Source organism: Actinomadura sediminis (assembly GCF_042675525.1).
Classification (GTDB): Bacteria; Actinomycetota; Actinomycetes; order Streptosporangiales; family Streptosporangiaceae; genus Spirillospora; species Spirillospora sediminis.
This window is the reverse complement of record NZ_JBHTJA010000057.1, coordinates 18,573-43,635: the sequence shown is the minus strand read 5'-3', so window position 1 is coordinate 43,635 and position 25,063 is coordinate 18,573. Positions and strand designations below refer to the sequence as shown.

Here is a 25,063-nt window from a genome sequence, read left to right as displayed (position 1 = left end):
GGTGACCATGACGCTGGGCAACCTCGCGGCCTTCACGCAGGACAACGTCCGTCGGCTGCTCGCGTACTCGACCATCGGCCAGGCCGGGTACCTCCTCATCCCGGTCGCCGTGGCCGGACGCACCGACCTGGCCGAACCCGCGCTGCTGTTCTTCCTTGCCGCGTACGCGGTCACCAACCTTGGCGCGTTCGCGGTGGTCATCGCCGTCGGCCGGGACGACCTCGCCGCCTATGGGGCGCTGGCGCGCCGGTCCCGGCTCCTCGCCGTCTCGCTCGTCGTCTGCCTGCTGGGGCTCGTCGGCACTCCGCCGACGGCCGTGTTCGTCGGCAAGCTCCTGATGTTCGGCGCGGCGCTGGACGGCGGCCACGCGTGGCTCGCCGTGGTCGCCGCCGTCAACTCCGTCGCGAGCGTCTTCTACTACCTGCGCTGGATCGTCCCGGCGTTTTCGCGAGACACCACGTGGGAGGGCGACCTGGACCGCTCGGCCCGGTGGACGGCCTACCTGGCGGCGGCCGGATCCCTGGCCCTCGGCATCGGAAGCGGCATCGCACTCACCATCGGGTGACGGAATGACAGAAATGAGCGGCAGGGCACCCAGCGGCGGAAACCCGTGCCTGCATGCGCTCTCACTGATCAGGCAACCCCTCGCCTCGTAGCCGAAGGTGCCGTACTGGCGTGACTTGGATCACTCTCGTGGATCGCCTCGGTTGATCGGCGCAGGCCGAAGACGGTTGTGCGACTGGTTCACCGATCACGGAAGTCCAGCGGGCAGAAGTGGCTGCGAGGGCCCGTGTGGGGGGCCATGGGGGCGTCGGCAAGGGTCGGGAAGAGTCTTCCCGAGTGCATCTTGGCAGGTCCTTGGAAGGGGTTTGACCAGGGAAAAGATCGTTTTTGAGGTGGTTTGCTTTTCTTGGGGCGGTTGGTACCTTCGGGCCCATCTCGCAACGCGATCCATGCGTTGTGGCCGGCCGCGCCAAGGGTGCGGCCGCCGGTCGCGGAGCGGACCACGCACGCGACGCGCGCCATGCACGCGCGCCTCCTTTCGAGAGAGTCGCTCAGAGAAATCCGACAAGTCAGCGCCGCTGCGCGGCGTGAAGGCCGAGTCCGCACAGGCCCGCCAGGGCCGAGCGGAGCCGGGGACCCAAGTTCTACGGGGTGAATCGGTGCGCGAGCACCGTAGGGCTCTTCCATGCCCGAATCCGACAGCTAACCCGGTAGGCGTCATGGAAGTCGAGGAGATTCCCTGTATGACCGGTCGTTTTGAACGACTTAAGCAGTCCGTCAAGCGAAAGGCCCCCCAGGCCGCTTTCAAGGGTCCGCAGAACGCCGTCAAGCGCGCCGCCCCCGCACTCGCGCTCAAGCGCCTGAGCCCCGAAGAGCGAGCCGCCGGTCTCGCCGCCGGCGCGGTACTGGCCGGCGCCGTGGGACTGGCCGTCTTCAGTCCGCTCGGCGGTGCGAACGCGTCCACCGAGGATCTCGCGGCCACGGTGAACGTCAAGCACGCCGCGGCGGTGTCCCAGACCTCCGAGAAGTCGGCGTCGACGATGTCGCTCGCCGAGGCTCGGGAGCAGGGATGGAAGGTGCAGCCGCAGGCCGTCGAGGCCTCCGAGGTGATCGACCTGGCCAAGGAGCAGGTCGGTATCAAGGAGGAGGGGCCCGGCAACATGACCAAGTTCCATGAGTGGTACGTCTCCACGCCGCACGCCGAGTCGACCGCCGCTCGTGACGGCGGATTCTCGACCGCCGCCTACAACGGCGCTCCGTGGTGCGACATGTTCGTCTCCTGGCTCGGCTCGCAGACCGGCGTCAAGGGCATGGGCTGGGACGCCTACACCGTCCAGCACGCGAACTGGTTCAAGGACACCGGGCGGTGGGGCACCGAGCCCAAGCCGGGCGCGCTCGCCTTCTACGACTGGGGCAACGGCTCGAACGGCGACATCGGCGCCATCGACCACATCGGCCTGGTCGTCGAGGACAACGGCGACGGCACCATCACCAGCATCGGCGGCAACGTCGACAACGAGGTGAAGCAGAAGATCCGCGACAAGGGGCAGGTCGTCGGGTACGGCTACCCCGACTACGCCGCCTGATCCGCGACGGCGCGCGCCGAAGGCGTCCGGCTCACCGCCGGGCGCCTTCGGTGTGTTCGCGGCGAGAAGGAGCTACTAACTCCCTTAGGGGATTTGTGTCGCCTCTCGCGCCGTGTAGATCTATGACCAGCCCATGGAGGGCTTGTCGAGTGACCGAATGAGGGCGTGACCATGGGTCTTGTCTACTATCCTCCTTAGTTGTAGTGCCTTGGTCCGCGAGGTGCCCGTACCGCGAGTGAGGTGGCATTGCAGAGCACCCGTCCGTCCTCTACGGAACAGGGGAAAGCGCGGCGCGGTGCGCGGCTGCTCCTCGGCGTCAGGACCCGGCCCCGGCGCGCCACCGTTCTCGCCGTCACGATGATCGTCCTGCTTGTGGCCGTCGCATACGGAGCCGCCGCGGCGTACAGCGGTCCCCAGGTGCCTCGAGGAACGCGCGTGCTCGGCATCGATCTCGGCGGGCTCGACGAACGGGCCGCGGTCGAGCGGCTCGGGAAACGCGCCGCCGAGGGGGCGGCACAGCCCTTGCGCATCCGCGCGGGCGGCCATGAAGTGTCGCTGAAACCCGAGGAGGCGGGCCTTTCCCTGGACGCGCGCGCCACGGTGGAGGCCGCGATGGAGAACAAGTTCGGGTTCTTTTCCGTCTTCGACGCCGTCCTGGGCGGACGCGACGTGGACCCCCGTGTCAGGGTCGATGAGTCCAAACTGGCCGACGCGCTCGCCAAGGCGAACGCGCAGATCGGTGCTCCGGTAAAGCCGGGGGCCGTACGGTTCCACGGCACCACTCCAGAGGTCGTCCTCCCCCGAGCCGGCGTCGGCCTGGACCCGCGGCAGGCTGCGGCACCGATACGTGCTGCCTTCCTGCGGGCTCTCGCGGGGAAACCGGCTCCGCTCGACCTCGAGACTGGGCCGGTGCAGCCGAAGGTCGGCGCGGACGCCGTCCGCCGGACGGCGGAGGGGCCCGCACGGGTCGCCGTCTCCGGGCCGGTCACCCTGTTGTTCGGGGGCGAGCGGCTCACCATCGAGGCCGAAGGGTTCGCCCCGTTCCTGACGTTCGAGCCCGACGGCGCCGGAGCCATGCGGCCGCGGATCGACGGCGAGAAGCTGGCGCAAGCCATGGAGCCGCGGTTGCGCGAGGTCGAACGTCCCGCCCGGGACGCCACGTTCGAGATCAAAGCCGGTGGCCCGCGCCTCGTTCCCTCGGCGGCGGGGCGTGAGGCCGAACCGAAGGCGCTCGCCGACGCGGTGGTCTCGGCGGCCGTGCGCGCCCAGGGGCGGGAGGCGAACGTACCGTTGACCGCCACCGAACCTCGGCTGACCACCGAGGAGGCCCGCAAGCTCGGCGTCCGTGAGAAGATCAGCACCTTCACGACCCGCCACCCCTGCTGCGCGCCCCGGGTCACGAACATCCACACGATCGCCGACATCCTCGACGGCCACATCGTCCGTCCGGGTGAGACCTTCTCGCTCAACGGCATCGTGGGGAAGCGCGACAGGGCGCGCGGCTTCGTGCCCGCTCCGATGATCCTTAACGGGCGCTATGTGGACGACGTGGGCGGGGGCATCTCGCAGTTCGCGACCACGATGTTCAACGCGGTCTTCTTCGGTGGGCTGGAAGACGTGCAGCACATGCCGCACAGCTTCTACATCTCCCGGTATCCGGCCGGGCGAGAGTCGACCGTTTCCTTCCCCCAGCCGGACTTCCGCTGGCGCAACGACTCCCCGTACGGCGTCCTGGTCGACACCTCCTACACCGACACGTCCATCACAGTGACCTTCTGGAGCACCAAGCGGTACGACATCGAGTCGGAGAGTTCCGAGCGGTACGCGATCCGCGGCTTCGATAGCAAGACCGATACGGGAGAGAACTGCATTCCGATGCCGGGAGCGGACGGCTTCAAGATCGACGTCTGGCGGATCTTCAAGCAGGACGGCAAGGTGCTGCGGCGCCAGAAGTTCCACACCACCTACCTCTCCGAGCCCCGGATCACCTGTACATAGGACCGGACGGAGCTGCTGGGACCTCTGAGGTGATTCGTCCGATCGGCCACTTGGGTGGCGGATGAGGGCACTATCTCCTACGCTCCGTAGGAGCCATGGCTGGACGTCCCCACCGGGGACGGCGATGGCCGCGCCTAATCCCGCGGACCCCCGTCCCGGGAACCGGGGCCCCGATCACTGCCGCGGGATTTCCGTCCTCCGCACGGACGGAAGGGCGACTCCGGCCCGAACCCGGCGGCTCACCCGGTAGGCGGCACAGGAGAGGACAGTGCATGCAGCGACGAGCTGCCGAAGGACGAGCGACGGCCCGCCGCCGGATCACCCTCAGCGCGGCATGGACCGCTTCGATCGCCCTCACGACGGGGCTCATGGTCCCCGCGCCCGCGTGGGCGGAACCGGAACCCTCCCGCAAGGAGCTGACCGAGCAGCAGGAGAAGCTCGCGAACGAGGCGGAGCAGGCCAGCGAGCAGTACAACGGCCTGCGGGTACGTCTCGACCAGGCGAAGAAGGCCGCCAAGGCCGCCGAGGAGAACGCCGCGCGGAACAAAGAAGCGCTGGAGGAGGCGCGCAAGAAGGTCGCCGAGGTCGCGGCCACCAGCTACAAGAACGGCACGGTGGATCCGGCGGTCGAGCTTACGAGTTCCGCGGACCCCCAGGCGGTGCTGGACCGGTCGGCCACCCTCAACTACTTCGCGCGGCAGAACAGCACTCGCGTCACCCAGCTGCTGCAGACCATGCAGGCCGCCGAGCGCTCCCGAAAGATGGCCGAGATGCGCACCGAAGAGGTGCGGCAGGTCACGGGCAAGGCGAAGAAGAAGTACCAGGAGCTCCAGAAGAAGCTGCAGAAGGTCGAGCGCCGGTTGAGCGCCGCCTCCGGGACCAACGTAGGGCCCGCCCCCAACGTGGACCCGGGCGGGGCGTCCGCGAAGGCCATGGGGGCCGTCCGGGCGGCCTTGAGCCAGCGCGGCGTCCCGTACTCGTGGGGCGGCGGCAACGCGTCCGGCCCGTCCTACGGCACCGCGCAGGGCGCCAACATCAAGGGATTCGACTGCTCGGGGCTGACGCTCTACGCGTACGCGCAGGTCGGCATCACCCTTCCCCACTTCACCGGCAGCCAGTTCAACGCCGGGACACGGGTGTCCCAGTCGCAACTCAAGCCGGGTGACCTGGTCTTCTTCTACAGCGACCTGCACCACATGGGGCTGTACATCGGGGGCGGGAATATGGTGCACGCCCCGCAGACCGGCGACGTCGTCAAGATCAGCCCGATCGCCGGACGTCCGTTCGCGGGAGGTGTCCGGGTCGCCTGACCGCCGCCTCGCCGAGCCGCGTCCCCGTCAATCGCCCCCTGTGACGGGGACGCTCACGTCCGGTCGGCTCCGCGCAGTGCGTTTCTGCGGTCGCGCGGGTCGTTCACCGGGAGGTCGCAGGGCCACGGTCGTCTGCCCCGGGGCGTGCGTCCGCGTCAGCCGGGGAAATGGCAGTGGCGTTCGAGGAGGGCGGTGATCGCGGGGTTGGCGGCGAGCGCGAGCGGAAGGGCGGCGAGCAGCGCGATGCCCACGCCGCCGGTGAGGCGTTCCGTGCGGGACAAGGGGTCGTGCGGAGCGAGCAGACGCCGTACGCGCAGCAGCGCCGTGCCTCCGCCCGCGCCGAGCGCCATCGCGGGCGTCCGGCCGTTGGCGACGGTCACCAGCGCGGCCGCCAGGGTGACCCGATCGTGTTGGCGTGCCGCCACGTCGTCCGCGAGGAGTTCCAGCAGCCTGGGGACTTCCGAGCGAGCGGCCCGCAGGAGCGGGACGCCGGGGAACGCCCGTCCGAAGGCCATGGCCGTGTTGATCGCGAGGTGGTGACGGCCGGCCAGGTGCGCGTGCTCGTGCGCGAGCACCGCCGACACCTGCTCCTCGTCGAGATGCTCGAGGGCGCCCGTGCTCAGCACGACGCAGCGGTGACGTCCCGGCACGCAGTAGGCGAGCGGCTGGTCGTATTCGACGACGAGGGCGTCCAGGTCAACGTGTCTCCGGGCCACCATGGCGAGCGCGCGGGCGTGCCGGCGCCGCTGAATCGCCGTGGTGCCGAACGCGGCGACGATGTGCCCGGCCGTCCAGAGCAGGATCGCGCCGGACACGAGGATCCCCGTGTACCCGGCGATGGGTTGGGGAGCGCTCTCGTAGTGCACGCGAAGCATCAGGCGGCACGCCGCGAGCAGGTCGGACAAGGCGTGCGGAGCCTCGACGATCGGCACCGCCAGAATCAGCCCCGCGAGGATCACGGCGCCCAGAACCGACGCCCCGGCCGTCTGCCAGGCCAGGACGCCCAGCCGCGGGGCCCGCTCGGTCCAGCCGCGGGCGCGGAGCAGACGCGGCCCGAAGGCGCCCAGCAGGACGGCGTAGCCGAGCAGGGCCGTGACCGCGGTCACTCGTCGTCCTGGGGCCGCACGACCTTCAGGGCCGCCCGGAGTGCCTCGCTCTCCTCCGGGGACAGGTCGGACAGGAAATGCACCAGTGCCGCGGCCTGGTTGTTGCTCGTCGCGAGTGCCTCGCGCATCAGTTTGGCCGTGTAGCCCTCGCGTGAGGCGACCGCCTCGTAGACGTAGGCGCGTCCCGCTCGCTTCCGGCGCAACCACCCCTTCTTGCGAAGGTTGTCCATCACGGTCATCACCGTGGTGTAGGCGATCGTCCGCTCCTTCTGGAGGTCCTCGAGGACCTCGCGGACGTTGGCCGGCCGGGCGTAGGACCACATCCTGTCCATGATCGCGGCCTCCAGGTCGCCGAAGCGCTGCCCGGCCATGACGCACCGCCTTCCGGCATCCGAGGGCTGACCGCCCGCATACTACAGTCGATAGTAATTCCCCTTCATCGGGTGATGCCTGATCAGAGGACGTTCACGGCCCCCCACACCACTCCGATGCCCGGCAGAAGCTGCCGATGGCCCACGCTTCGGTATCCCGCGTCCTGGAGGGCCTCGATCCAGAAATCTCCCGTGGCCGGTGATTCGCGCAGTGCGTGGAGCGCCGCAGGGAAGAGCCGTCCGGCGCTCCGGTCGATCCTCCCTCTGCCGCCGTGCTCCGCTCCGCCCGCGCGCAGCCGTCGCGAACCGGACTCCTCCTGCCGGTGGCTCATCATGTCGCCGATCACCAGCCTTCCCCCGGGGCGAAGCCAGCGGCGGACCCGGGACACGAGGGCGCGCTTGTCGGCGTTCATGCAGTGGTGGAGGGCGAAACCGGACACCACCAGGTCGCAGCTCTCCCGCGGCATGATCAGCTCGGTGATCGGCACGGCCTCGATCCTGATGCCCGGAGGATCGAGTTCCTCCGCCCGGGCGGCGAGCACGGCCCGCAGTCCCTTGGACGGTTCGATCGCGATGACCTCGGCGACCTCGGCCGAGAGGGGAACGGCGAGCGAGCCGACGCCCGCGCCCAGGTCGATGCAGCGGTCCTGTGGGCGTGGAGCGGCCCTAAGCCGGATCTCGGTGCTCAGAGCGGCCGTCACACGGGCGGCGAGCACATGGTGATGCCATTGCCCGGCGGCGCCGGGAGCATGTTCGGCATCCGTGGCCATCGCACAACCTCCAGCCGTTACTAGTGTGCCTCGTAGGTGACGCCGATGACCGTTCGTCGACAAGGCCATTGGGACGTTGACCGTGGGGTTCTCAGAACACGGAGATGTGCGGGTGGTCCATGTGGTTCTGCGTGATGCCGCCGCGGTCTTCCATCTGGCGCCAGCCGCTTCCGCTACGGGCGTCCCAGATGCGCTGCCGCCAGATCACGTACTTGATGCCGAGCCGTCCGGCGTTGTCGACCGCGTAACGGGCGACCGAGTCACCGTGCGCGGTGGCGGACGCGGTGGGCATCTGACCGGCCGTGCTCTCCATGAAGTCGCAGGCACGCCCGGACCCGTGGTCCTGCGGGTCTCCCGGGCGGTAGCAGCCGATCATGGGGAACGGGCCGAACTTCTGGTCGATCTCGAGCATGACCGCGCGCATACGCGGCGTCATGTAGGTGCCCACCAAGGGAGACTTCGCCTTCCCCGAAACGCCGTCCGGACGCCCGCGCGACGGGTTCTCGGCGCGGTACTTGGCGAGCAGCTTCCGCACCTTGCTCCGCTTGCCCTCCAACTCCGCGACCTCGCGGCGGACCGCCTCGACCTTTTTCTCGGCGGTCCGGCGGGATTCCTCGGCCTCCAGGGCCAGTTCCGTGACGCTCTGGATGCGGCGGCCGCCGTCGCGTGCCAGGTACTCGAGCATGACGGCGCCGCGGAGAGCCGCTCCGTCACCGTCGAGCAGCGTCGGCAGCGAGTCGCGAGCGCCGGTCATGTAGCTGCCCGCCGCCAACGCGCGAACCTGGGCACGAGCCGTTTTCAGCTCGCGGTCGAGCCGAGCGGCTCGGCTCGTGGCCTTCGCGGCGCCGTCCTGCAGGTCTTCCAGGGTCTCGATCCGCCCCCGGTAGTCCTTTTCCAATGCCTTCTTGCGCTTCTCGAGATCGGCCAGCTGCTCGGCCGGATCCTTCTCGGGCCGGGTCGCGGCCGCCCTCGCGGCGGCCGGTTGCGCCACCGCCACGCAGGCGAGCGCCGCCAGGATCGCCGCGCAGCGGCGCGCCGCCCGTCCGCGGTGACCGTCCGAGAACGACGACCTAGACCACGCCATCAAGCGCCCTCCAGTAATCTACTATCGCCGATAGTAGATTACTGGAGGCAGGGAACATAGGCCAGAGAGGCATTATGGCCCGGCCGTGGCGTGCAGGTCGTGGCCATTTACTATCGTCCACCGCGATGTACGAGCTCGGTGCCGCTCGTCGTGGGTGGACGGACGCACGCGTCGACGTCCACCACGCCGAGCCGGGGATGATGACCCCGCTCGGGTACCCGGCATGAGAGGGGCTCTCCATGAATCCGCGCATCCAGCACTCCCCGGCAAGGCGGCCCCTCTTCGCGGTGGCCGCGGTCATGGTCTCGGCGGTCCTCGCGGCGTGCGGCGCCGGCTCGGAAGAAGACGGCACCGGCTCTCATGCCGAGACCGGCACCGGGCTCGGGCACGTGCACGCCGTTGCCATGGACCCGGCCGACGAGTCGATCTACGTGGCGGCCCACTACGGACTGTTCAAGGTCGAATCCCCGGAGCGGGCGACCCGGGTCGCGGACAACCGCCAGGACACGATGGGCTTCACCATCATCGGCCCGCGGACGTTCCTCGCCAGCGGTCACCCGGCGCCGGCGGATGCGGCCGAGGGGACTCCGCCCCACCTCGGCCTGATGCGTTCCACCGATGCGGGACGGACGTGGACGTCGGTGTCCGAGGTCGGCGAGGCCGACTTCCACTCCCTCCAGCAGGCCGGATCGATCCTGTACGCCTACGACAGCCAGACCGCGGGCGTTCGTCGCAGCCGAGACGGCGGCCGCACGTGGGTCGACGGGGCCCGCATCGAGGCGAACGACCTGGCCGCACACGAGCGGGAGCCGGAACGGGTCTATGCGGCCACGCAGCAGGGCGTTCAGGTGAGCGAGGACTCGGGGGCGACCTTCGAGGCCCTGCGGGAAGCGCCCGACCTGACGCATCTGGACGTGCTGGACGACGGGACCCTCGTCGGTGTCGCCCCCGACGGACGCGTCCAGATCGGCATGGAGAACAGTGCGTGGCGGAGCCCCGGGCAGATCCCTGGCGGACAGGTCTCCGCCTTCACCGCCGTCGATGGAGAGCACCTTCTCGCCGCGGGACAGGACGGCGCGGTCCATGAGTCCCGTGACGGCGGACGCACGTTCGACGTCGTCTACCGCGCAGATTGAACACGGCCCGCGGGCTCTGCCGGAGCCGCGCGCCGACGATGACCGTCCTCTCCGGCCCAACTACTAAGGATCTTCTTTAGAAGACCGACCGGAGAGGCGGGTTCGTCCTGGATGGATCGGCCATTTAATCGAGCGGAAACCACTCCACGGCACGACCCCTGATCTACTATGAAGCTTAGTAGATCTGGCGAAGGGGCGGCGGTGCGGATTCCCAGGCGAGTCGATGCTGCGTTGGGCTGGCTGGAGAAGCACGGGGCCGCCCTCGCGGCCACCGTTGCTCTCGCCGTCACGGCGGCGTCCGTCATCTGGTGGCCGCCTCTCGCCGGTTTCGTCCTCGGGCTCGCTCTCGGCGGCCTCGGTGTCCATCTGCGCATGACGAACCGGCTGGCCAAGGCCAAGAGGGAGATCGACAACCTGCTGCGGGAGAACGGTGCCCTCCGCCATCGCAACACCGTCCTGAGCAGTGGAGTCGTCGCTCAGGCAACGCAGGTGACGTACAAGTTCCGGCCCATCGTCGACGAAGTGGACACCGCTGACGGGCCGCACGGCACTCTCCCGTTGCCGGAAGCGGGCGACGAACCGGCGGGTCCTGAGACGTCGGAACCGCGGACCGAACCGAAATGACGATCACCTGCGGCGCCGCGACGTGAGGGCGCTGCGAGGCCGAAGCCGCGAGGACGAGGCGGGCGGCCGAGGGAGCGCACACCAATGCCGAAGCGGAGCCGACGGCGCCGGTCCATTGGCCGTCCCCGCAGGCCTGCTCTCGGACGAGAGGCGGATTTGGGGACGGCCGATGGCGACCTCTCCAGGTGGTCGTGGTGTCGCCGGGCCGGCGGGCACCTGAATCAGACGTGGTCGTTCACAGCATGGGGAATCAGCTTCCGTAGCCACACGTCGCGGCTGGGCCAGGGTTCGCGGCTGAAGACGGCCAGGTAAGGGGCGGTGATGGCGCGGGCGCTCATCTCGAGCCAGGTCAGCAGGACCGCGGGGGTGGTGGTGAGCATTTCCTGTTGCCAGCCACGGACGACGTCCGGCGTCGGTCGGGGTGAGACGAGGGCGCGGTGGGTCTCCGAGACGGCCTGTTGTCGTAGGCGTGCCGGTGGCGCGGCGAGGCACGTGCGGAGGGCGGAGGTCGGTGCGGACAGAGCGGCCATCGACCACGCCGGTCGAGCCGCCGTCGCGAGGGCTCTCCTCGTGGCCGGACATACGACGGAAAACACCTCCCGCGCGTTCTTCGCCGGTGTCACGCAGGCGCGTCGCGCAACTCCTCGGTGACCGGCCCCAGCGATGAGGCTCGACCGCAGCCAGGTGCTGCTCTCGTTCCTGGACCTGTACGGGGTGATCGTTCTCGTGATGTGCACGGCACCGCTCATCTCGAGTGTGAGCTCCTGACTGCGGGGCGGCGCTCAACCGGGGGCGCATGACGGCTGGTGGGCCGGCCGTCCCGCTTCAGCGAAGGCGGCTTGGTGACACGATGGACGCGACGTCGTCGCGGAGACTCGGGAGGGTCGGGGCGAACTTGTCGCCGCAGCAGTCGGTGTCGTTGAACTTCTTGTGCGGCACGATGGCGTCGTGCGGATCCAGGTCGTATTGCTCGCACAACCAGGCGCAGAGTTGCACCAGGGAATCGCGCAGGCGACGCGGTGGCAGGACGTCGTTGTAGGTGCCCTCGCACTCGATGCCCACCGTGAACTCGTTGGCTCCCGCCACGTGCGTGCCCATCACCATCTCGCCACGTTCGGCCGCGGCGAGGCTGCCCGTTCGTCCCTCCATGATGTGACCGCCGCGGCTGATGGTGAACTGCTGACCGGTGTCGCCCCACCCCCGGTCCTTGTGCGCGTTCTGGATGGCGCGGGCGAGGTAGCGGGCCCGCGCGATCGAGTCGTCGTCGACGTTGTCGGTCGAGGTGTGATGGACGACCACGTACTTGGGCGGACGCGACAGCACGGTCGCCTCCCGGTCGGGGTCGTCCGCTCCCCACTGGGCGGTGGGATGGACGAACGGCACGGTGGCCGAGGCTCTACGCGCGTTACCGGGGGCGCGCGACCGGCTTTGCTCGGACACCGCCTCGCCGGTTCCGGTGGCCGCTCGCCCGGCCGGTGAGCGTGTGAGCTCCTGGACGCCGACCGCGGCTCCGGCCGCGAGGAGGCCGCCCAGGAGAAAGGTGCGCCGGGGGGCGACACCGCTCATCGGGCCGCGGGGGGAACGATGTTTGCCGTCGTAAGTCATCGGGGTGTTCCTTCGAAGAAGTCATCCCGTGGCGCCGCCGATAAAAGAAAAACGGCAGGCCGATGAACAGGCGCGGGTCATCGCCTGTGAAGAGATGAGGGGTCGGGGAAGGGGGCACTAATCCCACGGCTCTGGCTTACGCCGAGCGTAGGCAAAGGGGGCGGGGCGACCGTGCAGAAGTGAGCTTGCGCGGGCATGCCTCACGAAGTGTGCGAAGCGTTCAATGGCGATCGCGCGTCAGCGGACGTCGCCGCATGCTCGGCCGTCGTGTGTCGCTATCGGTCTCGGCCCGGCGGAGGCGGTGAGGGGCGCGCGCTCGTCCGATGCTCGGGGGCGCGATCGAACCTGGCCAGGGGAGTGTCCTGCTCGTACAACGTTTCTCCTCTCCTTGACTGCCTACCGGGTTAGCTGACGGGTTCGGGCCAGGAGCAGGCCCTACCGCGACGGGCATCGCGGATTCACCCCAATAATGTGGGTCCCCGGCTTCCAGACGTCGGACGTCTTGGAATTAGGCGTTCGGCCGGTCGTCTTTCGATGGACGCCGGCCGAGTACTAAGGAAGATAGGACATGGAGCGCCGGGATTCCAACTCGGTCAGGGTAAAATTCAATGTTGATCTACCGGGGTGGCGGCGCGCAGCCGTCTTCACCGGCTCGACGCCGGTGCCCCGACCCGACGTTGCGTCAGGCCGGGGCACCGACGGCCATGGGGCCCGGTCTTGGTGATCCGTCGGCACCAGGGCTCATGCGTCGGAGGACGGCTGGTTGCCGGCGACCAGGTTGAAGGACCCGGTCAGCATGTTGAGGGCGACCAGGCCGACGATCTCGCTGATGACCCGGTCGTTCCAGCCGTGCTCGCGCAGAGCGGTCACGTCGTCGGAGGTGAGCGAGGACGGCTCGGTCAGGACCCGCAGGGCGAAGTCGACCAGTGCGGCCTCGCGGGCGTCGGCCGCGGTGCCCTGCCGGGCGAGGGCGATGTCGGTCTCGGTGAGCCCCGCGGCCCGGCCCGCCTCGATGTGCGCCGCCATGCAGGTGCCGCAGCCGATCCACTCCTGGAGGGCCAGCGAGATCTTCTCGCTCAGCGGGCGGGAGATCTTGGTTCTTTTCATGGCGCGGGAGAGGTCGAGGTAGCCCTGCAGGAGGGCGGGGGAGTGGGCCATGGTGCCGACCATGTCCCCGGCCGAGCCGTGCCGGGCGATGATGCCGGCGAGGAGTTCGCGGGACTTGGCGGGCGCCTCGTCGGGGGTGAGCGGCGGCAGGTTGCGCACGATCGTCTCCGTTCGCGGGGGATGGGGGGCCGCTGGACGCGGCCCCCTCGGGTGGTTGGGTCAGTGGCCCTTGGCCTTCTCGCGTGGTGCCGCGGGCGCCGGCTCCGGCGACGGGCGGGGCGTCCGCAGGGTGGCGGCGGCCAGTCCGGCTCCGGCGAGCGCGATCAGGCCCGCGCCGATGAAGGCGGCCGAGAAGCCGTCGGTGAGCGCGGGCGCGTTCCCCGGTTCGTCCGTGCCGAAGGCGGCGGCGATGGCGGTCATCGCCGCCAGCCCCAGCGCCGACCCGACCTGGTAGCTCGTGTTCACGATCCCGGACGCGAGCCCGCCCTCCTCGGGCGCGGCCGCCGACATCGCGGTGCCCAGTGTGGGGATGAAGGCCAGCGACATGCCGAGCGCCGCGACGAGCGAGGCCGGCAGCACGTCCGTCCAGTACGAGCCGTCCGGACGGACGAGCGACAGCCACCCCATGCCCGCGGCCAGCACCAGCAGCCCGGCGACGGTGATCGCCTTCGGGCCGAAGCGGCCGATGGCGCGCGGGGCCAGCACGATCATCCCGATCATGATCAGCGCGGTCATCGGGACGAGCGCCGCGCCCGACGGGAACGCGCTGTACCCGAGCACCTGCTGCAGGTAGAGGTTCAGGAAGAACCACATCGGGATCCACGCGCCGCCGAGGAGCAGTTGCGCGAGGTTGGCCGCGCCCAGGTTCGGCGCGCGGAAGATCGACAGCGGCATCAGCGGGGCGCGGCGGGACGCCTGCACGGCGAGGAACACCGCCAGCAGCACCAGCCCGCCGAGGAGGACGCCCCAGGTCGCGAGGGATCCCCAGCCGACCTCGGGGGCGCGGACGATCGCGAAGACGACCGCGCCGAGTCCCGCCGTGACCGTGAGCGCGCCGACCAGGTCGATCGAGCCGCGCGCCCCGCCCCCGCCGCCGGGCATGAGCAGCGGCGCGGCGACCAGCGCCAGGACGGCGATCGGGACGTTGATGTAGAAGACCCACGGCCAGGACGCGTACTCGGTGATGACGCCGCCGAGGAACACGCCCGCGGTGCCGCCGGCCGGGGCCGCGGCGCCGTACAGGGACAGGGCCTTGGTGAGTTCTCGCGGCGACGAGCCGAACAGCATCATCAGCAGGGTCAGCGCGGCGGGCGCGATGAGGGCCGCGCCGACGCCCTGCAGCGCGCGGCCCGTCAGCTCGACGGCCACGCTCCCGGCTGCGCCCGCCACGGCGGACCCGGCGAGCAGGACGACCCAGCCGGCGGAGAACAGCCGCCGTGCCCCGAAGAGGTCGGAGAGCCGTCCGCCGAGCAGGAGCAGGCCGCCGAAGGCGACGACGTAGGCGTTGAAGACCCACGACAGGTTCTCCTGCGAGAAGCCGAGGTCCTCCTGCATGCGGGGCAGCGCCACACCGATGATCGAAGTGTCCATGATCACGATGAACTGGGCCGTCGCGATCAGGGCCAGCGCCCACCAGCGGCGGTTCGCGGGCGGGGCGGAACGAGCAGACATGATCACTCCTTCTTACCCCTAGGGGGTATCTGTAGAACGCGGCATACCCTACGGGGGTGGCGTTCAAACTGCAACCCTTGGGACGGGAGGAAGTGAACCTCGGTGCTGTAGGCCGGTCGTCCTGCCTGTACGCGCAGATATGCATGCACCTGCAGTGCTGCGCCCCGGAGGTCCTCGGCTCGCCCCGGTCTTCAATTCAATGAAATAGATACGGGGTAGGGGTAGTTCGCCACGTCATCGCAGTCCCCGCCCGGCCTCGCAACGCGCGATCGGGCCCGACCGAGGAGGCATCGTGACTCACGTGGTACGCCGACCGGGCGTCGTGTCCGGTACGCGGATGGCGGTACTCCTGGCCCTCGTGCACGCCGTCAACGACGCTTTGACCGCCGTGCTCGGGGCGCTGCTGCCCATGCTTCAAGCCCGATTCGCCGCCGGTACCGCCACTCTGGCCCTGCTGGTGGCCGTCTTCAATGTCAGCTCATCGGTGACCCAGCCGCTGCTCGGCGCCCTGGCCGACGGAATCGGCCTCCGCCGCGTCGCCGCAGGCGGCGTCGCCCTGGCCGCGGTGTCGCTCAGCCTCGTCGGCACCGCTCCCGAAATCTTCCTCGTGGTCGCCCTGCTCGCCTTCGGAGGAATCGGTTCCGCGGCACTGCACCCGGTCTCCACCAGCATCGTCGGAGGGCCGACCGCCAAGAATCCCGGGCTCGCCGTGGGATTGTTCACCGCCGGAGGGATGATCGGATTCGCCGCCGGCCCGATACTGATCCTCTATCTGGTGGCGAGCCGGGGCACCGGAGCGCTGCCGTGGTTGATGCTGCCCGGACTCGTCCTCGCGCTCGCCCTGTTCGTCCTTCTGCCGGACTGGCAGCCGCACGGTACCCGCCTCGGCCGGTTCGTCGACCGCCGCGCTCTGACCGGGACGGTCGCGTGGCTGACGGCCGCGGCCACCCTCATCAGCCTGGCGTTCATCACCTTCACCAGCGCGGTTCCGCTCTGGCTCGTCACTGAGAGAGGCCTCGCCACCGACCATCCACTGCTCGGGAGAACCCTCGCCGCGTTCTCCCTGGCCGCAGGTCTCGGTGCGCTGCTGGGCGGTGCCGCGGGTGCGCGCTTCGGCTACGCACGGACCACGACCGTCTCACTGTTGGCCGCTGTCCTTCCGATGCTCGGCGTCCTGGCCCTGCCCGCGGGCCCGGGCACGGTCGCCGTCGCGGTCGTCGCCGGCGTGCTCGTGTATGCGAGTCAGCCACTGCTGATCGTCGCCGCGCAGAACGCCGCTCCCGATGCGCCCGCGGCCACCGCGGGCATCGTCATCGGCGTCGGTAACGCGCTCGCCGGCCTCCTCTACATCCCGGTCGGCGCGGCCCAGGGGGTGCTCGGACTCGCGCCGAGCATGGCGCTGACCTTCGGCCTGCTCGTGCCCGCCGCACTCATCGCGCGCCGCGCTCTGGGGGGCGTCCGGTGATGCCCCTGAGACCACGAGACCATTTCGACTTATACCCATACGGGGTACCTGTACAATGGCGCTATGACGACACCGAAGGCGCCCGCGCCGACTCGCGGGTACACGGCCACCAAAGAACAACTGCAGGTCCGCCTGCGCCGCATCGAAGGGCAGGTGAGGGGGGTTCAGTCGATGGTGGAGGAGGACCGCTACTGCATCGATGTCCTCACTCAGATCTCCGCCATCCAGGCGGCGCTGGACAAGGTCGCTCTCGGGCTCCTGGACGACCACGTCGGGCACTGCATGAGCCATGGAAGGGACGAGGGGCGCGAAGACGAGGTCAGGATGGAGATGATGGCGGCCGTCGGCCGACTCATGCGCAGGGGATAGCTCTCCTCGCCCGCGTCCATCCTCGGCTCTCACGGGGATCAACAGTTCGATAGTGCGCCCTGCCGGAGTATCTCCTACAACGTGTAGGTTCCCTTGCACGGCACGGTCCGGGGGCGCCGAGCTCCCCGGGGAAGATTTGGATGGAGTACTCCATGAGCACGCATGACCAGCATGTTCCGCCGTCCGAGGCGGGGCGCCAAAGCGATACCGGTCAGCACGACCATGCGGGACATCACCACATGGAGCACGACCATGCGCACCATGCCGGGCACGGCGAAGGCGCGGCGCACGGCCACGGCGGGACGGTGTCGTGGGGCATGGCCGCGCAGGCGACCCTGCACTGCCTGACGGGCTGCGCGATCGGCGAGGTGCTCGGCATGGTGATCGGAACCGCGCTCGGCTGGCCCAACCTCCCCACCATCGCCCTGGCCGTGGCTCTGGCGTTCTTCTTCGGGTACGCGCTCACCATGCGCGGCGTCCTCAAAGCGGGGCTCACGCTGCGCGCGGCGTTCAAGGTCGCGCTGGCCGCCGACACCGTCTCCATCGCGATCATGGAAATTCTGGACAACGGGGTCATGCTGATCGTGCCGGGCGCGATGCACGCCGGCTTGGCCAGCCCCCTCTTCTGGGGCGCGCTGGCGTTCGCCTTCCTCGTGGCGTTCGTCCTCACGACTCCGATCAACCGCTGGATGATCAGCCGCGGCAAGGGGCACGCCGTCGTGCACCAGTACCACCACTGAGCGCGCTGAGCCGAGCTCGACCCGACCGGACGTACAGTGAGACCCGGCGGGTTCGGGCTCAGCTCATCGGCCGCTTCCTCCCCGCTCATTCGGCAGAATGTCAGCGGGATCGAGGTGATCGTGTGGAGGGACTCGGCGGCTCGCTCGAGCGCGCCATCATGGACGTCCTGTGGGCCGAACCGGAGCCCCTGCGCGTCCGTGAGTTGCTGACGAGGCTGAACGAGAAGCAGCAGAAGCCGCTCGCCTACAACACCGTCCAGACGGTGGCGGAACGGCTCGCGCGCAAGAGCATGCTGGAGAAGATCCCGGACGGCCAGGCGTTCCGTTACGGCCCGACGTGCACGCGGGAGGACTACGTGGCCGAGGTGATGATCGACGCCCTGACCGCGACGACGTCCGACCACGGCGCCGTCCTGACCCGCTTCGCCGAGGGCGTGCCGTCCGAGGACGCGCGGCGCCTCCTGGAGGTGCTGCGCCGCCGCGCGGCCGACGAGCCCGGGTCCTGACGCGATGTCGGTCCTCCTCGTCGCCCTGCTCGCCACCGCTCTCCTGCTCGGCTGGGGAGCCGGTCCCGTGCTGGACCGGTACTCCTCCGGGACCCAGCCGGGCACGGCGATCGGCGCGTGGCTGGGCGCCGTGGCCGGGACCTTCGCCGCGGTGACCGGCGCCGTGATGATCGCCCTGCTGTGGCCGCCGACTCCGGGCCACGGGTTCGTCGAATGGCTGCACGGCTGCCTTCCGCATCACCGCACGGCGGCCACCGTCCTCGCCGGTGCGTTGAGCATGCCGCTGCTCTACCTGTGCGGACACCGGCTGATGCGAACCGTCCCCCGTCTTCGAGGGACGCTTCGGCGCCGACGCGACCACCGCGAGATGCTCCACATGGTCGCGCACGAAGACGAACGGCACTCGGACGTCCTCCTTCTTGACCATCCCATACCGGTCGCGTACTGCCTGCCCTCCCGGAGACGGCCGATCGTCCTGTCCACCGGCGCCCAACGCAGACTCAGTACGCGGCAACTGGCGGCCGTACTCGAGCACGAACGAGCACATCTGCGCCAGCGCCACCACCTGGTCCTGCTCCTGCTCGACGCCGGCCATGCCCTGCTGCCGTGGTCGCCGACCGTCCGACGTGCCAGGTCGCGCGTCCCGCTCCTGCTCGAGATGGCCGCCGACGACGCCGCCGCACGCACCGCAGGACACCGGACGCTCGCCGACGCGCTGCGGCGGGTCGGCAGCGCCCCGGAGTTCGCGGGAGTACTCGCCGCCTCGGGCTCGAACGGTGGAACGCTGACGAAGCGGCTGGCACGGCTGGAGGGAAGACCTCACCGCCCTGGCCGGGCGGGACGACCCCTCGCGTGGGCCCTCTCGATCTGCGCGACCATCGCGCCCCTGTTCACCGCCGCCGCAGCCGTCGGCCAGCTGATCCTCCCCTGCTGACACTGGCAAGCCGTTCTGTGGAAGCCGAACGCCAGCAGCTCGATGGGTGGTGTGCGCATTACCGGTGGCCCTGCGCGAGGCACCGTAGGTAGGTGACCGACCATTGCGCGAAACCCGTCCAAGTCGGCCAGTTCGTGCCTACGTCCAAGAGCGCAGCAGCCGGCGCGGTGCTCTTTACGTGGTGCGTCACTGTCTTGCCGCGATGAGGTGCTCCGGATGCCCTTCAGGATCCGGAGCACCTCACTCGACTGCTACGCGGGACGGAGACGGCGGTCAGGGGATGTGTGTTGGGCGATGGCCAGGTCGGCGATCATGTTTCGAAGGCGGCTGATCTCTTCGTTGGCGGCCGCGAGGGAGGCGTCCGCATCGGCATGGCGTGCATCCGCCGCCGACTCGCGGGGAGCGTTGCGTATCTTGTCCAGGGCCGCCAGGGCGGTCTCGTCGGCGGTCGGCAAGCTGTGCAGGTACTTCTCCGTGGTCGACAGCTTCAAGTGGCCGAGGCGCTCTTTGACGACCTGGAGATCGGCCCCTCCGGCGAGGAGCCAGGATGCGTGCGCGTGCCGAAGGTCGTGGATCCGGGGCTTGGAGGCGAGACCCGCGGCCTCCCTTGCCGGGTACCAGCAGTGGGTGCGGAACCAGGTTGCGGAGATGTGAGGGTCAGTATCGACCACTCGAGGCTTACGAGGGCTGTCCATCCCCTGCGCGCGACGCTTGGCCCGGTAGGCGGCGTAAGCCCCGCGGCAGCGGTCGCATTTGCATTTGCCGAGGTTGTAGGCCGTGATCGTGCCGTGGGTGTACGTCCTTCCGTTGGGCGCGATAAAAGTCAGGGGAGCTTCGACTGCGTTGAGATTCGCTGCGCTGGCCGCTGGCCGACGAGCGAAAAAGAGATCGTCAGGTTCGAGACCGTGCGCCTCGGCGTGCACCTTCAGCTTTCTCACGATCTGCGAGCTGAGCTTGAACCGTCGATGCTTCTTGTTCTTGGGGTATTCCTTGACGAGGAACCTCTTGCCGTCGGGATGATTCTTTCGGGTGAGTTCTACGACCGCCCGGCTCACTGTAAGGATTCCGGTCTCGAAGTTGAGGTCCTTGACGCGGAGCTCGCTCAGTTCTCCCCAGCGGAGACCGCTCTCGATATTGGTTTCGATGAGGAGTTGAGCGTCCGCGTCCGGGAGATTCTGATAGATGGCATCGAACTGCTCGGCAGTGATGATCTCGCGTATTTTCTCCGGCACGGGGTCGGTCTTGATCCCCCGGCTCGGATGGACGGAGATGACCTGGTCCCTGAGTGCCGTGGTGAAGATGGCATTAAGGACGGACACCTTGCAGTACTGGATCCGGCGAGGGCGTACGCCCCGTGCCTTAAGCCAGGTGATCCACTCCTGGACGTGCTCCGGGAAGATCTCGCGCATCCTCATGTTCCCAAAGAACGGCATGATGTGCTTGTAGATCGCGGAGAGGTAGTCCTGGCGCGTGCTCGGTTCCATGATGTGGTTTGGTAGCCACTTCTCCTCGACGTAGTTTCGAAATTTCTGCCTTCCCCGTTGAGGATCCCAAGGTTTTCCTCTTCGAACCTTGGCTTCCGCGTCCTGCCACGCCGTGTTGGCCGCCCTCTCCGTTGCAAAGGTGCCTGCCGAGCGAAGCTTGCCTTGGAGGTCGACGTACAGGGCCTGGTATCGGGTGACTCCGGCCTTCGTAACACGCTTGCGCGTACAGCCCATTTCGGACAGCCTCCAACCTTGATCGTTTGTCAATCTCATGTCAATGGATCATGTGTGACGCATTGACATGATCTTGGACCGTGCGACGAGCAACCCTTGCTCTGACCAGCAGTTTAGGTCGAGATGAACAGCGATGCCAACGTCCGAATTGGACGTAATTTAATTTTCCCAAGCTGACAGCGCGGGTTCGATTCCCGTCACCCGATCCACCAAGCAAGGCCCAAGTCAGGGAGCAAGTCCCCGACACTGGGCTTGATCGTTTCCGGCGCCGGGAGGCCACCGGGCAATTAGCGGGCGATTACGCCGGGACGAGGCAACCAGCCGCCCCGCCGCCCCCGTCATCGCAATCACGGTCGGCCTGGACGAGCGCGTCTAGAGCGTCAGCGATCGCGCGGTCAGCGTTGGCCGATCGATGCTGGTAGCGCAGCGCGGCCCGTTCGTTGTCGTGGCCCATCCTCGCCATGAGGTTCCGGTGGGAGACCCCCATGTCAGCGGCGAGAGTGTTGCCCGTGTGTCGGAGGTCGTGGAAGTGCAGGATCGGTACGCCGAGCGCCTTCACCACGAACGGCCATCGGGTGATCTCGTTGAAGCCGTTCCGCCGCAGTGGTCCCCCCTTGACGCCCGTGAAGACGAGCGCCTCAGCGTCCGGTCGGCGAACGCCGTGGGAACACAAGGAGCCGACACCCATCAAGCAGTTCATGTCCGGCGACCTGCACTGCGTGGAGTCGCCTGTACGACTCTGTGCCGAGTTCGGTCGAGCTTCGTGGAATCAGGGCCTCCCGGACTCTCCGAACGGAGCGCGTCCGTACGGGAGGGCGAGCCAAGGGTCGCAATCTTGTCCTACGGAAGTGCTAGAACACGGACAACCGGAACGCGAGGGGAGCGACCGTGAACACACGGGAGGCGGCTGAGCGGTGGGCGAACGCATGGGCCAAATGCTGGCCCGCTCAGGACGTTGACGGGATCGTCGCGCTACAGGCAAAGGATGGCGACCATTGGGCGTCGATGTTCCGCCCGTACCGGGGCCGTGAGGGGCTACGCAGCTACGTACGGGAATGCTTCGACGAGGAAACCCGTCCGGCGGAGGTCTGGTTCGGCGAACCCCAGGTCGACGGTTCTCTGGCGGCCGTCGAGTACTGGGCGGTGACCTACCCGAATGACCAGCCGCTCACCATCTCCGGCTGCACGCTGCTGCGCTTTGACGCTGACGGACTGGTGGCAGAGGCCCGCGACTACTCGCATGTCAAGGAGGGGCGCTTCCTACCACCCGCAGGACTGTGCAACGGCAAGGGGTGAGCGTGCGACCCCATGAACCCGCGCGCCGAAGTCCTCATTCGTGCGATGACGCCCTTGCCCGGCTGAGGCAGTCCGCACGAATAGGCACTTAGGAACGGGCTGCAGCACGGCGGCGCAGGTCGCCGGCTTCCGCGTCACGGCCGGTGCGCTCCAAGATGCCGGCCAGTTTGAGCATGATGGCGGTGTTGGCCTCGTAGTCGTCGTCCCTCTCGGCGGGGTCCTCCTTCACATGGCCCGCCTTGGCGGCGCGCCGGAGGAGGGGTTCCGCCTCGGAGAACTGCCCGTCCAAGTACAGGATCTCACCCTGTACGTGCACGTCCTTCATGATCGGTGCCTTACGTTGGGGGAATGGAGGCGGGCGAGCGCAGCTCGATGGCAGCGACCCATCTACTGAGGTTCCTTCCTCCCCAGTCGCGCTCAATCAAGATTCGGACTGCCTCCTGCCCGGACTTCACCCCACCAGGACTACGACGAGCGAAGGACGTCCGCGGCGAAGGATCGGAAAGCAGCACAACCCGCAGATCAGCGGGCCGTGAAGCGGTCGGGAGGCGTGCCCCTTGCGTCCCCGCCAGGGCGGACGATCATGGACGCTTGCGGTCGTCATCAGCATGGTGCCAGCGCTACGAGCGTCAATGAGCCGGCTACCCGGACCAGAACGCCAGGGAACAGCCCGCCCGCAGGAGTTGAGACCCTGCGGCGAGGTGGCCAAGGTGGGGGTTGACGTCCACGATGGGGGCCATGCCGCAGATTCTCATTGAGTACTCCGCCTGCCTTGCTGACGCATTCGACCGGCGCGGCTTCGCGTTGGCCCTGCACCCGGTTGCGGCGGAGTTGATCGGCAGCGCCCTCCCCGACTTCAAGACGCGCTTTCGCCCGATCGACGACGCGGTCATCGGGACGGGCGAAGCCACCGAGGCGATGGTTCACGTGGACCTGGCGATCCTGCCGGGACGTGATCCCGAACTCAAAGCCAGATTGGGAGACCTGACGCTCACGATGCTGTGCGATCACATCAAGCCGGGGTCCGGGCTCAACACACAGGTCACGGTTGAAGTTCGCGACATCGCGTCCTATCACAAGCGCGTCCTGACGTCATAGGCGCCGCCCGGGCTCCCGGTGATGCCGAATCAGCCCCTCCGGCTGTACGTTGAGTCCGTGACTCATTGATCTTGCCCGGCCTACTGCGTCGGGCGGCATCGCCGAGAGCGGGGCCATGCGAACCGAGGGCCGGAAAGCACCTGACGCCGGGTCGCCATGGGATGAAATCGTCCCGCTGCTGTGGATGGGCGGCCACTTCTACCGGAATGCGGAGGGGACGCGGCTACCGGTCGTTGTAGGCAGTGACTTCGCAGGTCCCGGACGCTGGGGCTTCGCTGTTCGCGGGTCTCGGGCTTCAGCTCTCGCGTGCCGGGGGCACGTCCGCGCGAATCCGTCTCGCGCCTCGCCGGTTGCTTGGGTGCGTTGCGGCTTCCGTGGTCCCGGGTCAGCGGCCGAACTTGGCGACCGCCTCTGGGGTGACGGGGGTGAAGAAGTTGACGAGGTTGCCGTCGGGGTCGCGGAACAGCAACGACCGGTTGCCCCACGGCATCGTGGTGGGTTCGGTGACGAACTCGCCGACGTGCCCGGTCAGGTTCGCGTGCACCCGGTCCACGTCGTCGACGAGGAACTCGATGATCACGCTGTGGTTGGCGGCGGGACGGGACGAGCCCGGCGCGAACAGCGGGACGGTGCGGGTGCTCGCGATCGCCAGGGTCGCGTGGCGGGTGCCGATCTCGGCGAAGTCCTCGGTGGACCAGTCCGCCCGCACACCGGTGGCCTTCTCGTAGAACTCGACGAGGCGGGCGACGTCCTCGGTGATGACGCGGATCGAAACGAAGTCCATGGCGGTTCCTCCCGGGGCGCGGTGCCGTGGTGCTTCGGACGTTAGAGGGGATAGTGGACAGAATCGGTCCACTATTTGCCATAGGCTCGGAAACATGTCCCGACCCACCGGCCGGGTGCTCACCCTCCTCGAACTGCTCCAGTCCGGCGGCACCCGGACGATCGCCGAGCTCGCCGACCGGCTCGGCGTCGAAGGGCGGACCGTCCGGCGGTACGTCGATCAGCTGGTCGACCTCGGCGTGCCCGTCGAGGCGGTGCGCGGCCGCTACGGCGGGTACCGCCTCGCGCGCGGGCACCGCCTGCCGCCGCTGATGCTCAACGACGACGAGGCGCTCGCCGTACTGCTCGGCCTGGCGGTAGGACGGCGCGCGGGCCTCGGCAGCGCGGCGGGGACCGCGAGCGAGACGGCGGCGGCGAAGATCCGGCGGGTGCTTCCCCCGGCCCTCGCCCGCCGGCTCGACGCCGTCCAGGAGTCGCTCGCGTTCACTCGGCCCTCCGGGGGGCTCGCCGCGCCGGACACCGGGACCCTGCTCACGCTCGCCGACGCCGTGCGCCACCGCCGTCCCGTCTCGTTCCGGTACGGCGACCGGGAGGGCCGCCGTACCGATCGCACCCTGCACCCGTACGGGATCGTCGGTCATTCGGGCCGGTGGTACGTGATCGGCGAGGACACCGGGGTCGGCGAGGACCGCACTTTCCGCCTCGACCGCATCACGAACGCCCGCACCCTGCCCGGCTCCTTCGAGGAGCCCGCCGGTCCGGACCCGGCGGAACGCGTCCTGTCGGGGTTCGTCACGGCGCCCTACCGGCACGAGGTGACCTTGCGCATCCACGGGACGGTCGAGCAGATCCGCGCGCGCTTCCCCGCGTCCATCGCGACCATGGACGTCCCCGCCGACGCAGACGACCCGGCGGCCGAGCGCTGGCGCCGCGTCGAGATGCGGGCCGAACGGCTCGACTGGCTGCCCGCGCTCCTCGCCTCGCTCGACCGGCCCTTCGCCATCGAGCGCCCGGACGAGCTCCGCGAGCTGGTCCTCGGCCTCGCCGGCCGGCTGTCCGAAGGGGCCCGCCGTCCGCCCGCCGGCTGATCCGGCGGGGGTGTTGCCTGTGCCGGAGGTCGGCGTGGGGCTCCGCTGTGCCTGTGGTGCGGGGTGCCTCCTACGGCGTGTAGGTTCCCCTGCACGGCACGATTCGGGGGTGGAGCCCCCGGGTCAGATTGGAGCGCTCCATGAGCACGCATGACCAGCATGTCCCGTCTCCCGAGGCGGAGCGGCGGGGTGAT

Annotated in this window: 26 protein-coding genes and 2 riboswitches; of the genes, 14 read left to right on the top strand and 12 right to left on the bottom strand. The window is 68.9% G+C overall.

Going from position 1 to position 25,063, the window contains the following annotated elements:
* The 4 genes from ACFQ11_RS24285 to ACFQ11_RS24270 all read left to right on the top strand — a co-directional run.
* A partial coding sequence (locus tag ACFQ11_RS24285; RefSeq protein WP_378302448.1) for a proton-conducting transporter transmembrane domain-containing protein occupies window positions 1–565 on the top strand: 565 nt, incomplete at its 5' end.
* A gap of 540 nt (window positions 566–1,105) precedes the next feature.
* Window positions 1,106–1,235: riboswitch (cyclic di-AMP (ydaO/yuaA leader) on the top strand.
* Window positions 1,224–2,090: a CHAP domain-containing protein gene (locus tag ACFQ11_RS24280; protein WP_378302446.1), complete on the top strand. Its 867-nt coding sequence runs from the start codon at window positions 1,224–1,226 to the stop codon at window positions 2,088–2,090. It overlaps the preceding riboswitch by 12 nt.
* A 240-nt stretch (window positions 2,091–2,330) precedes the next feature.
* Window positions 2,331–4,088 (top strand): VanW family protein, encoded by a 1,758-nt coding sequence (locus ACFQ11_RS24275; protein WP_378302444.1) that lies wholly within the window; start codon window positions 2,331–2,333, stop codon window positions 4,086–4,088.
* Window positions 4,089–4,360: 272 nt separating this feature from the next.
* The gene (locus ACFQ11_RS24270) at window positions 4,361–5,398 is read left to right on the top strand and encodes a C40 family peptidase (protein WP_378302442.1); all 1,038 of its coding nucleotides are present in this window, start codon (window positions 4,361–4,363) and stop codon (window positions 5,396–5,398) included.
* Window positions 5,399–5,553: 155 nt separating this feature from the next.
* Here ACFQ11_RS24270 and ACFQ11_RS24265 read toward each other — a convergent pair whose 3' ends face one another.
* The 4 genes from ACFQ11_RS24265 to ACFQ11_RS24250 form a co-directional block, all read right to left on the bottom strand.
* The gene (locus tag ACFQ11_RS24265) at window positions 5,554–6,504 is read right to left on the bottom strand and encodes a M56 family metallopeptidase (RefSeq protein WP_378302440.1); all 951 of its coding nucleotides are present in this window, start codon (window positions 6,502–6,504) and stop codon (window positions 5,554–5,556) included.
* Window positions 6,501–6,875, bottom strand: a complete 375-nt coding sequence (locus ACFQ11_RS24260; RefSeq protein WP_378302438.1) for a BlaI/MecI/CopY family transcriptional regulator — start codon at window positions 6,873–6,875, stop codon at window positions 6,501–6,503. The genes ACFQ11_RS24265 and ACFQ11_RS24260 overlap by 4 nt, the downstream gene beginning before the upstream one ends.
* Before the next feature lie 83 nt (window positions 6,876–6,958).
* Window positions 6,959–7,645: a class I SAM-dependent methyltransferase gene (locus ACFQ11_RS24255; protein WP_378302436.1), complete on the bottom strand. Its 687-nt coding sequence runs from the start codon at window positions 7,643–7,645 to the stop codon at window positions 6,959–6,961.
* A 91-nt stretch (window positions 7,646–7,736) separates the two neighbouring features.
* On the bottom strand, window positions 7,737–8,642 hold the full coding sequence (locus ACFQ11_RS24250) for a hypothetical protein (protein WP_378302434.1): 906 nt from the start codon (window positions 8,640–8,642) through the stop codon (window positions 7,737–7,739).
* A 326-nt stretch (window positions 8,643–8,968) separates the two neighbouring features.
* Between ACFQ11_RS24250 and ACFQ11_RS24245 the strand changes: the two genes are divergently transcribed.
* Both ACFQ11_RS24245 and ACFQ11_RS24240 read left to right on the top strand, forming a co-directional pair.
* On the top strand, window positions 8,969–9,865 hold the full coding sequence (locus ACFQ11_RS24245) for a F510_1955 family glycosylhydrolase (protein WP_378302432.1): 897 nt from the start codon (window positions 8,969–8,971) through the stop codon (window positions 9,863–9,865).
* Window positions 9,866–10,096: 231 nt separating this feature from the next.
* The gene (locus ACFQ11_RS24240; RefSeq protein WP_378302429.1) at window positions 10,097–10,489 is read left to right on the top strand and encodes a hypothetical protein; all 393 of its coding nucleotides are present in this window, start codon (window positions 10,097–10,099) and stop codon (window positions 10,487–10,489) included.
* A gap of 221 nt (window positions 10,490–10,710) precedes the next feature.
* On the opposite strand, the gene ACFQ11_RS24235 is transcribed toward ACFQ11_RS24240, so the two are convergent.
* From ACFQ11_RS24235 to ACFQ11_RS24220, 4 genes are all read right to left on the bottom strand, one after another.
* Window positions 10,711–10,869, bottom strand: coding sequence for a hypothetical protein (locus tag ACFQ11_RS24235; protein WP_378302427.1), 159 nt, complete (start codon window positions 10,867–10,869; stop codon window positions 10,711–10,713).
* Between the two features lie 445 nt (window positions 10,870–11,314).
* Window positions 11,315–12,094: a peptidoglycan recognition protein family protein gene (locus ACFQ11_RS24230; protein WP_378302425.1), complete on the bottom strand. Its 780-nt coding sequence runs from the start codon at window positions 12,092–12,094 to the stop codon at window positions 11,315–11,317.
* Between the two features lie 377 nt (window positions 12,095–12,471).
* Window positions 12,472–12,619: riboswitch (cyclic di-AMP (ydaO/yuaA leader) on the bottom strand.
* A gap of 216 nt (window positions 12,620–12,835) precedes the next feature.
* The gene (locus tag ACFQ11_RS24225) at window positions 12,836–13,360 is read right to left on the bottom strand and encodes a carboxymuconolactone decarboxylase family protein (protein WP_378302423.1); all 525 of its coding nucleotides are present in this window, start codon (window positions 13,358–13,360) and stop codon (window positions 12,836–12,838) included.
* A gap of 60 nt (window positions 13,361–13,420) precedes the next feature.
* Window positions 13,421–14,872, bottom strand: a complete 1,452-nt coding sequence (locus tag ACFQ11_RS24220) for an MFS transporter (RefSeq protein ID WP_378302421.1) — start codon at window positions 14,870–14,872, stop codon at window positions 13,421–13,423.
* 337 nt (window positions 14,873–15,209) lie between these two features.
* Here ACFQ11_RS24220 and ACFQ11_RS24215 point away from each other — a divergent pair, with 337 nt between their 5' ends.
* The 5 genes from ACFQ11_RS24215 to ACFQ11_RS24195 all read left to right on the top strand — a co-directional run bounded on the left by ACFQ11_RS24215 (window position 15,210) and on the right by ACFQ11_RS24195 (window position 18,886).
* Window positions 15,210–16,337: an MFS transporter gene (locus tag ACFQ11_RS24215; RefSeq protein WP_378302419.1), complete on the top strand. Its 1,128-nt coding sequence runs from the start codon at window positions 15,210–15,212 to the stop codon at window positions 16,335–16,337.
* A 63-nt stretch (window positions 16,338–16,400) separates the two neighbouring features.
* Window positions 16,401–16,706, top strand: a complete 306-nt coding sequence (locus ACFQ11_RS24210; protein ID WP_378302417.1) for a metal-sensitive transcriptional regulator — start codon at window positions 16,401–16,403, stop codon at window positions 16,704–16,706.
* Window positions 16,707–16,858: 152 nt separating this feature from the next.
* The gene (locus ACFQ11_RS24205; RefSeq protein WP_378302415.1) at window positions 16,859–17,446 is read left to right on the top strand and encodes a DUF4396 domain-containing protein; all 588 of its coding nucleotides are present in this window, start codon (window positions 16,859–16,861) and stop codon (window positions 17,444–17,446) included.
* Window positions 17,447–17,568: 122 nt separating this feature from the next.
* Window positions 17,569–17,952 (top strand): BlaI/MecI/CopY family transcriptional regulator, encoded by a 384-nt coding sequence (locus ACFQ11_RS24200; protein ID WP_378302413.1) that lies wholly within the window; start codon window positions 17,569–17,571, stop codon window positions 17,950–17,952.
* Window positions 17,953–17,956: 4 nt separating this feature from the next.
* The gene (locus tag ACFQ11_RS24195; RefSeq protein ID WP_378302411.1) at window positions 17,957–18,886 is read left to right on the top strand and encodes a M56 family metallopeptidase; all 930 of its coding nucleotides are present in this window, start codon (window positions 17,957–17,959) and stop codon (window positions 18,884–18,886) included.
* Between the two features lie 251 nt (window positions 18,887–19,137).
* Here ACFQ11_RS24195 and ACFQ11_RS24190 read toward each other — a convergent pair whose 3' ends face one another.
* Together ACFQ11_RS24190 and ACFQ11_RS24185 are read right to left on the bottom strand one after the other, a co-directional pair.
* The gene (locus ACFQ11_RS24190) at window positions 19,138–20,604 is read right to left on the bottom strand and encodes a tyrosine-type recombinase/integrase (RefSeq protein ID WP_378302409.1); all 1,467 of its coding nucleotides are present in this window, start codon (window positions 20,602–20,604) and stop codon (window positions 19,138–19,140) included.
* Between the two features lie 298 nt (window positions 20,605–20,902).
* Window positions 20,903–21,304 (bottom strand): tyrosine-type recombinase/integrase, encoded by a 402-nt coding sequence (locus ACFQ11_RS24185; protein WP_378302407.1) that lies wholly within the window; start codon window positions 21,302–21,304, stop codon window positions 20,903–20,905.
* A 188-nt stretch (window positions 21,305–21,492) separates the two neighbouring features.
* On the opposite strand from ACFQ11_RS24185, the gene ACFQ11_RS24180 reads away from it, so the two are divergent.
* Complete coding sequence (locus tag ACFQ11_RS24180; RefSeq protein ID WP_378302405.1) at window positions 21,493–21,900, top strand: nuclear transport factor 2 family protein; 408 nt, start codon at window positions 21,493–21,495, stop codon at window positions 21,898–21,900.
* Window positions 21,901–21,988: 88 nt separating this feature from the next.
* Here ACFQ11_RS24180 and ACFQ11_RS24175 read toward each other — a convergent pair whose 3' ends face one another.
* Complete coding sequence (locus ACFQ11_RS24175) at window positions 21,989–22,225, bottom strand: hypothetical protein (protein WP_378302403.1); 237 nt, start codon at window positions 22,223–22,225, stop codon at window positions 21,989–21,991.
* 413 nt (window positions 22,226–22,638) lie between these two features.
* Between ACFQ11_RS24175 and ACFQ11_RS24170 the strand changes: the two genes are divergently transcribed.
* A complete protein-coding gene (locus ACFQ11_RS24170; protein WP_378302401.1) occupies window positions 22,639–22,998 on the top strand; it encodes a 5-carboxymethyl-2-hydroxymuconate Delta-isomerase in 360 nt (119 codons plus the stop codon).
* Between the two features lie 385 nt (window positions 22,999–23,383).
* Here ACFQ11_RS24170 and ACFQ11_RS24165 read toward each other — a convergent pair whose 3' ends face one another.
* Complete coding sequence (locus ACFQ11_RS24165) at window positions 23,384–23,782, bottom strand: VOC family protein (protein ID WP_378302399.1); 399 nt, start codon at window positions 23,780–23,782, stop codon at window positions 23,384–23,386.
* A 94-nt stretch (window positions 23,783–23,876) separates the two neighbouring features.
* On the opposite strand from ACFQ11_RS24165, the gene ACFQ11_RS24160 reads away from it, so the two are divergent.
* Window positions 23,877–24,869, top strand: coding sequence for a helix-turn-helix transcriptional regulator (locus ACFQ11_RS24160; protein ID WP_378302397.1), 993 nt, complete (start codon window positions 23,877–23,879; stop codon window positions 24,867–24,869).
* Window positions 24,870–25,063 lie beyond the last annotated feature (194 nt).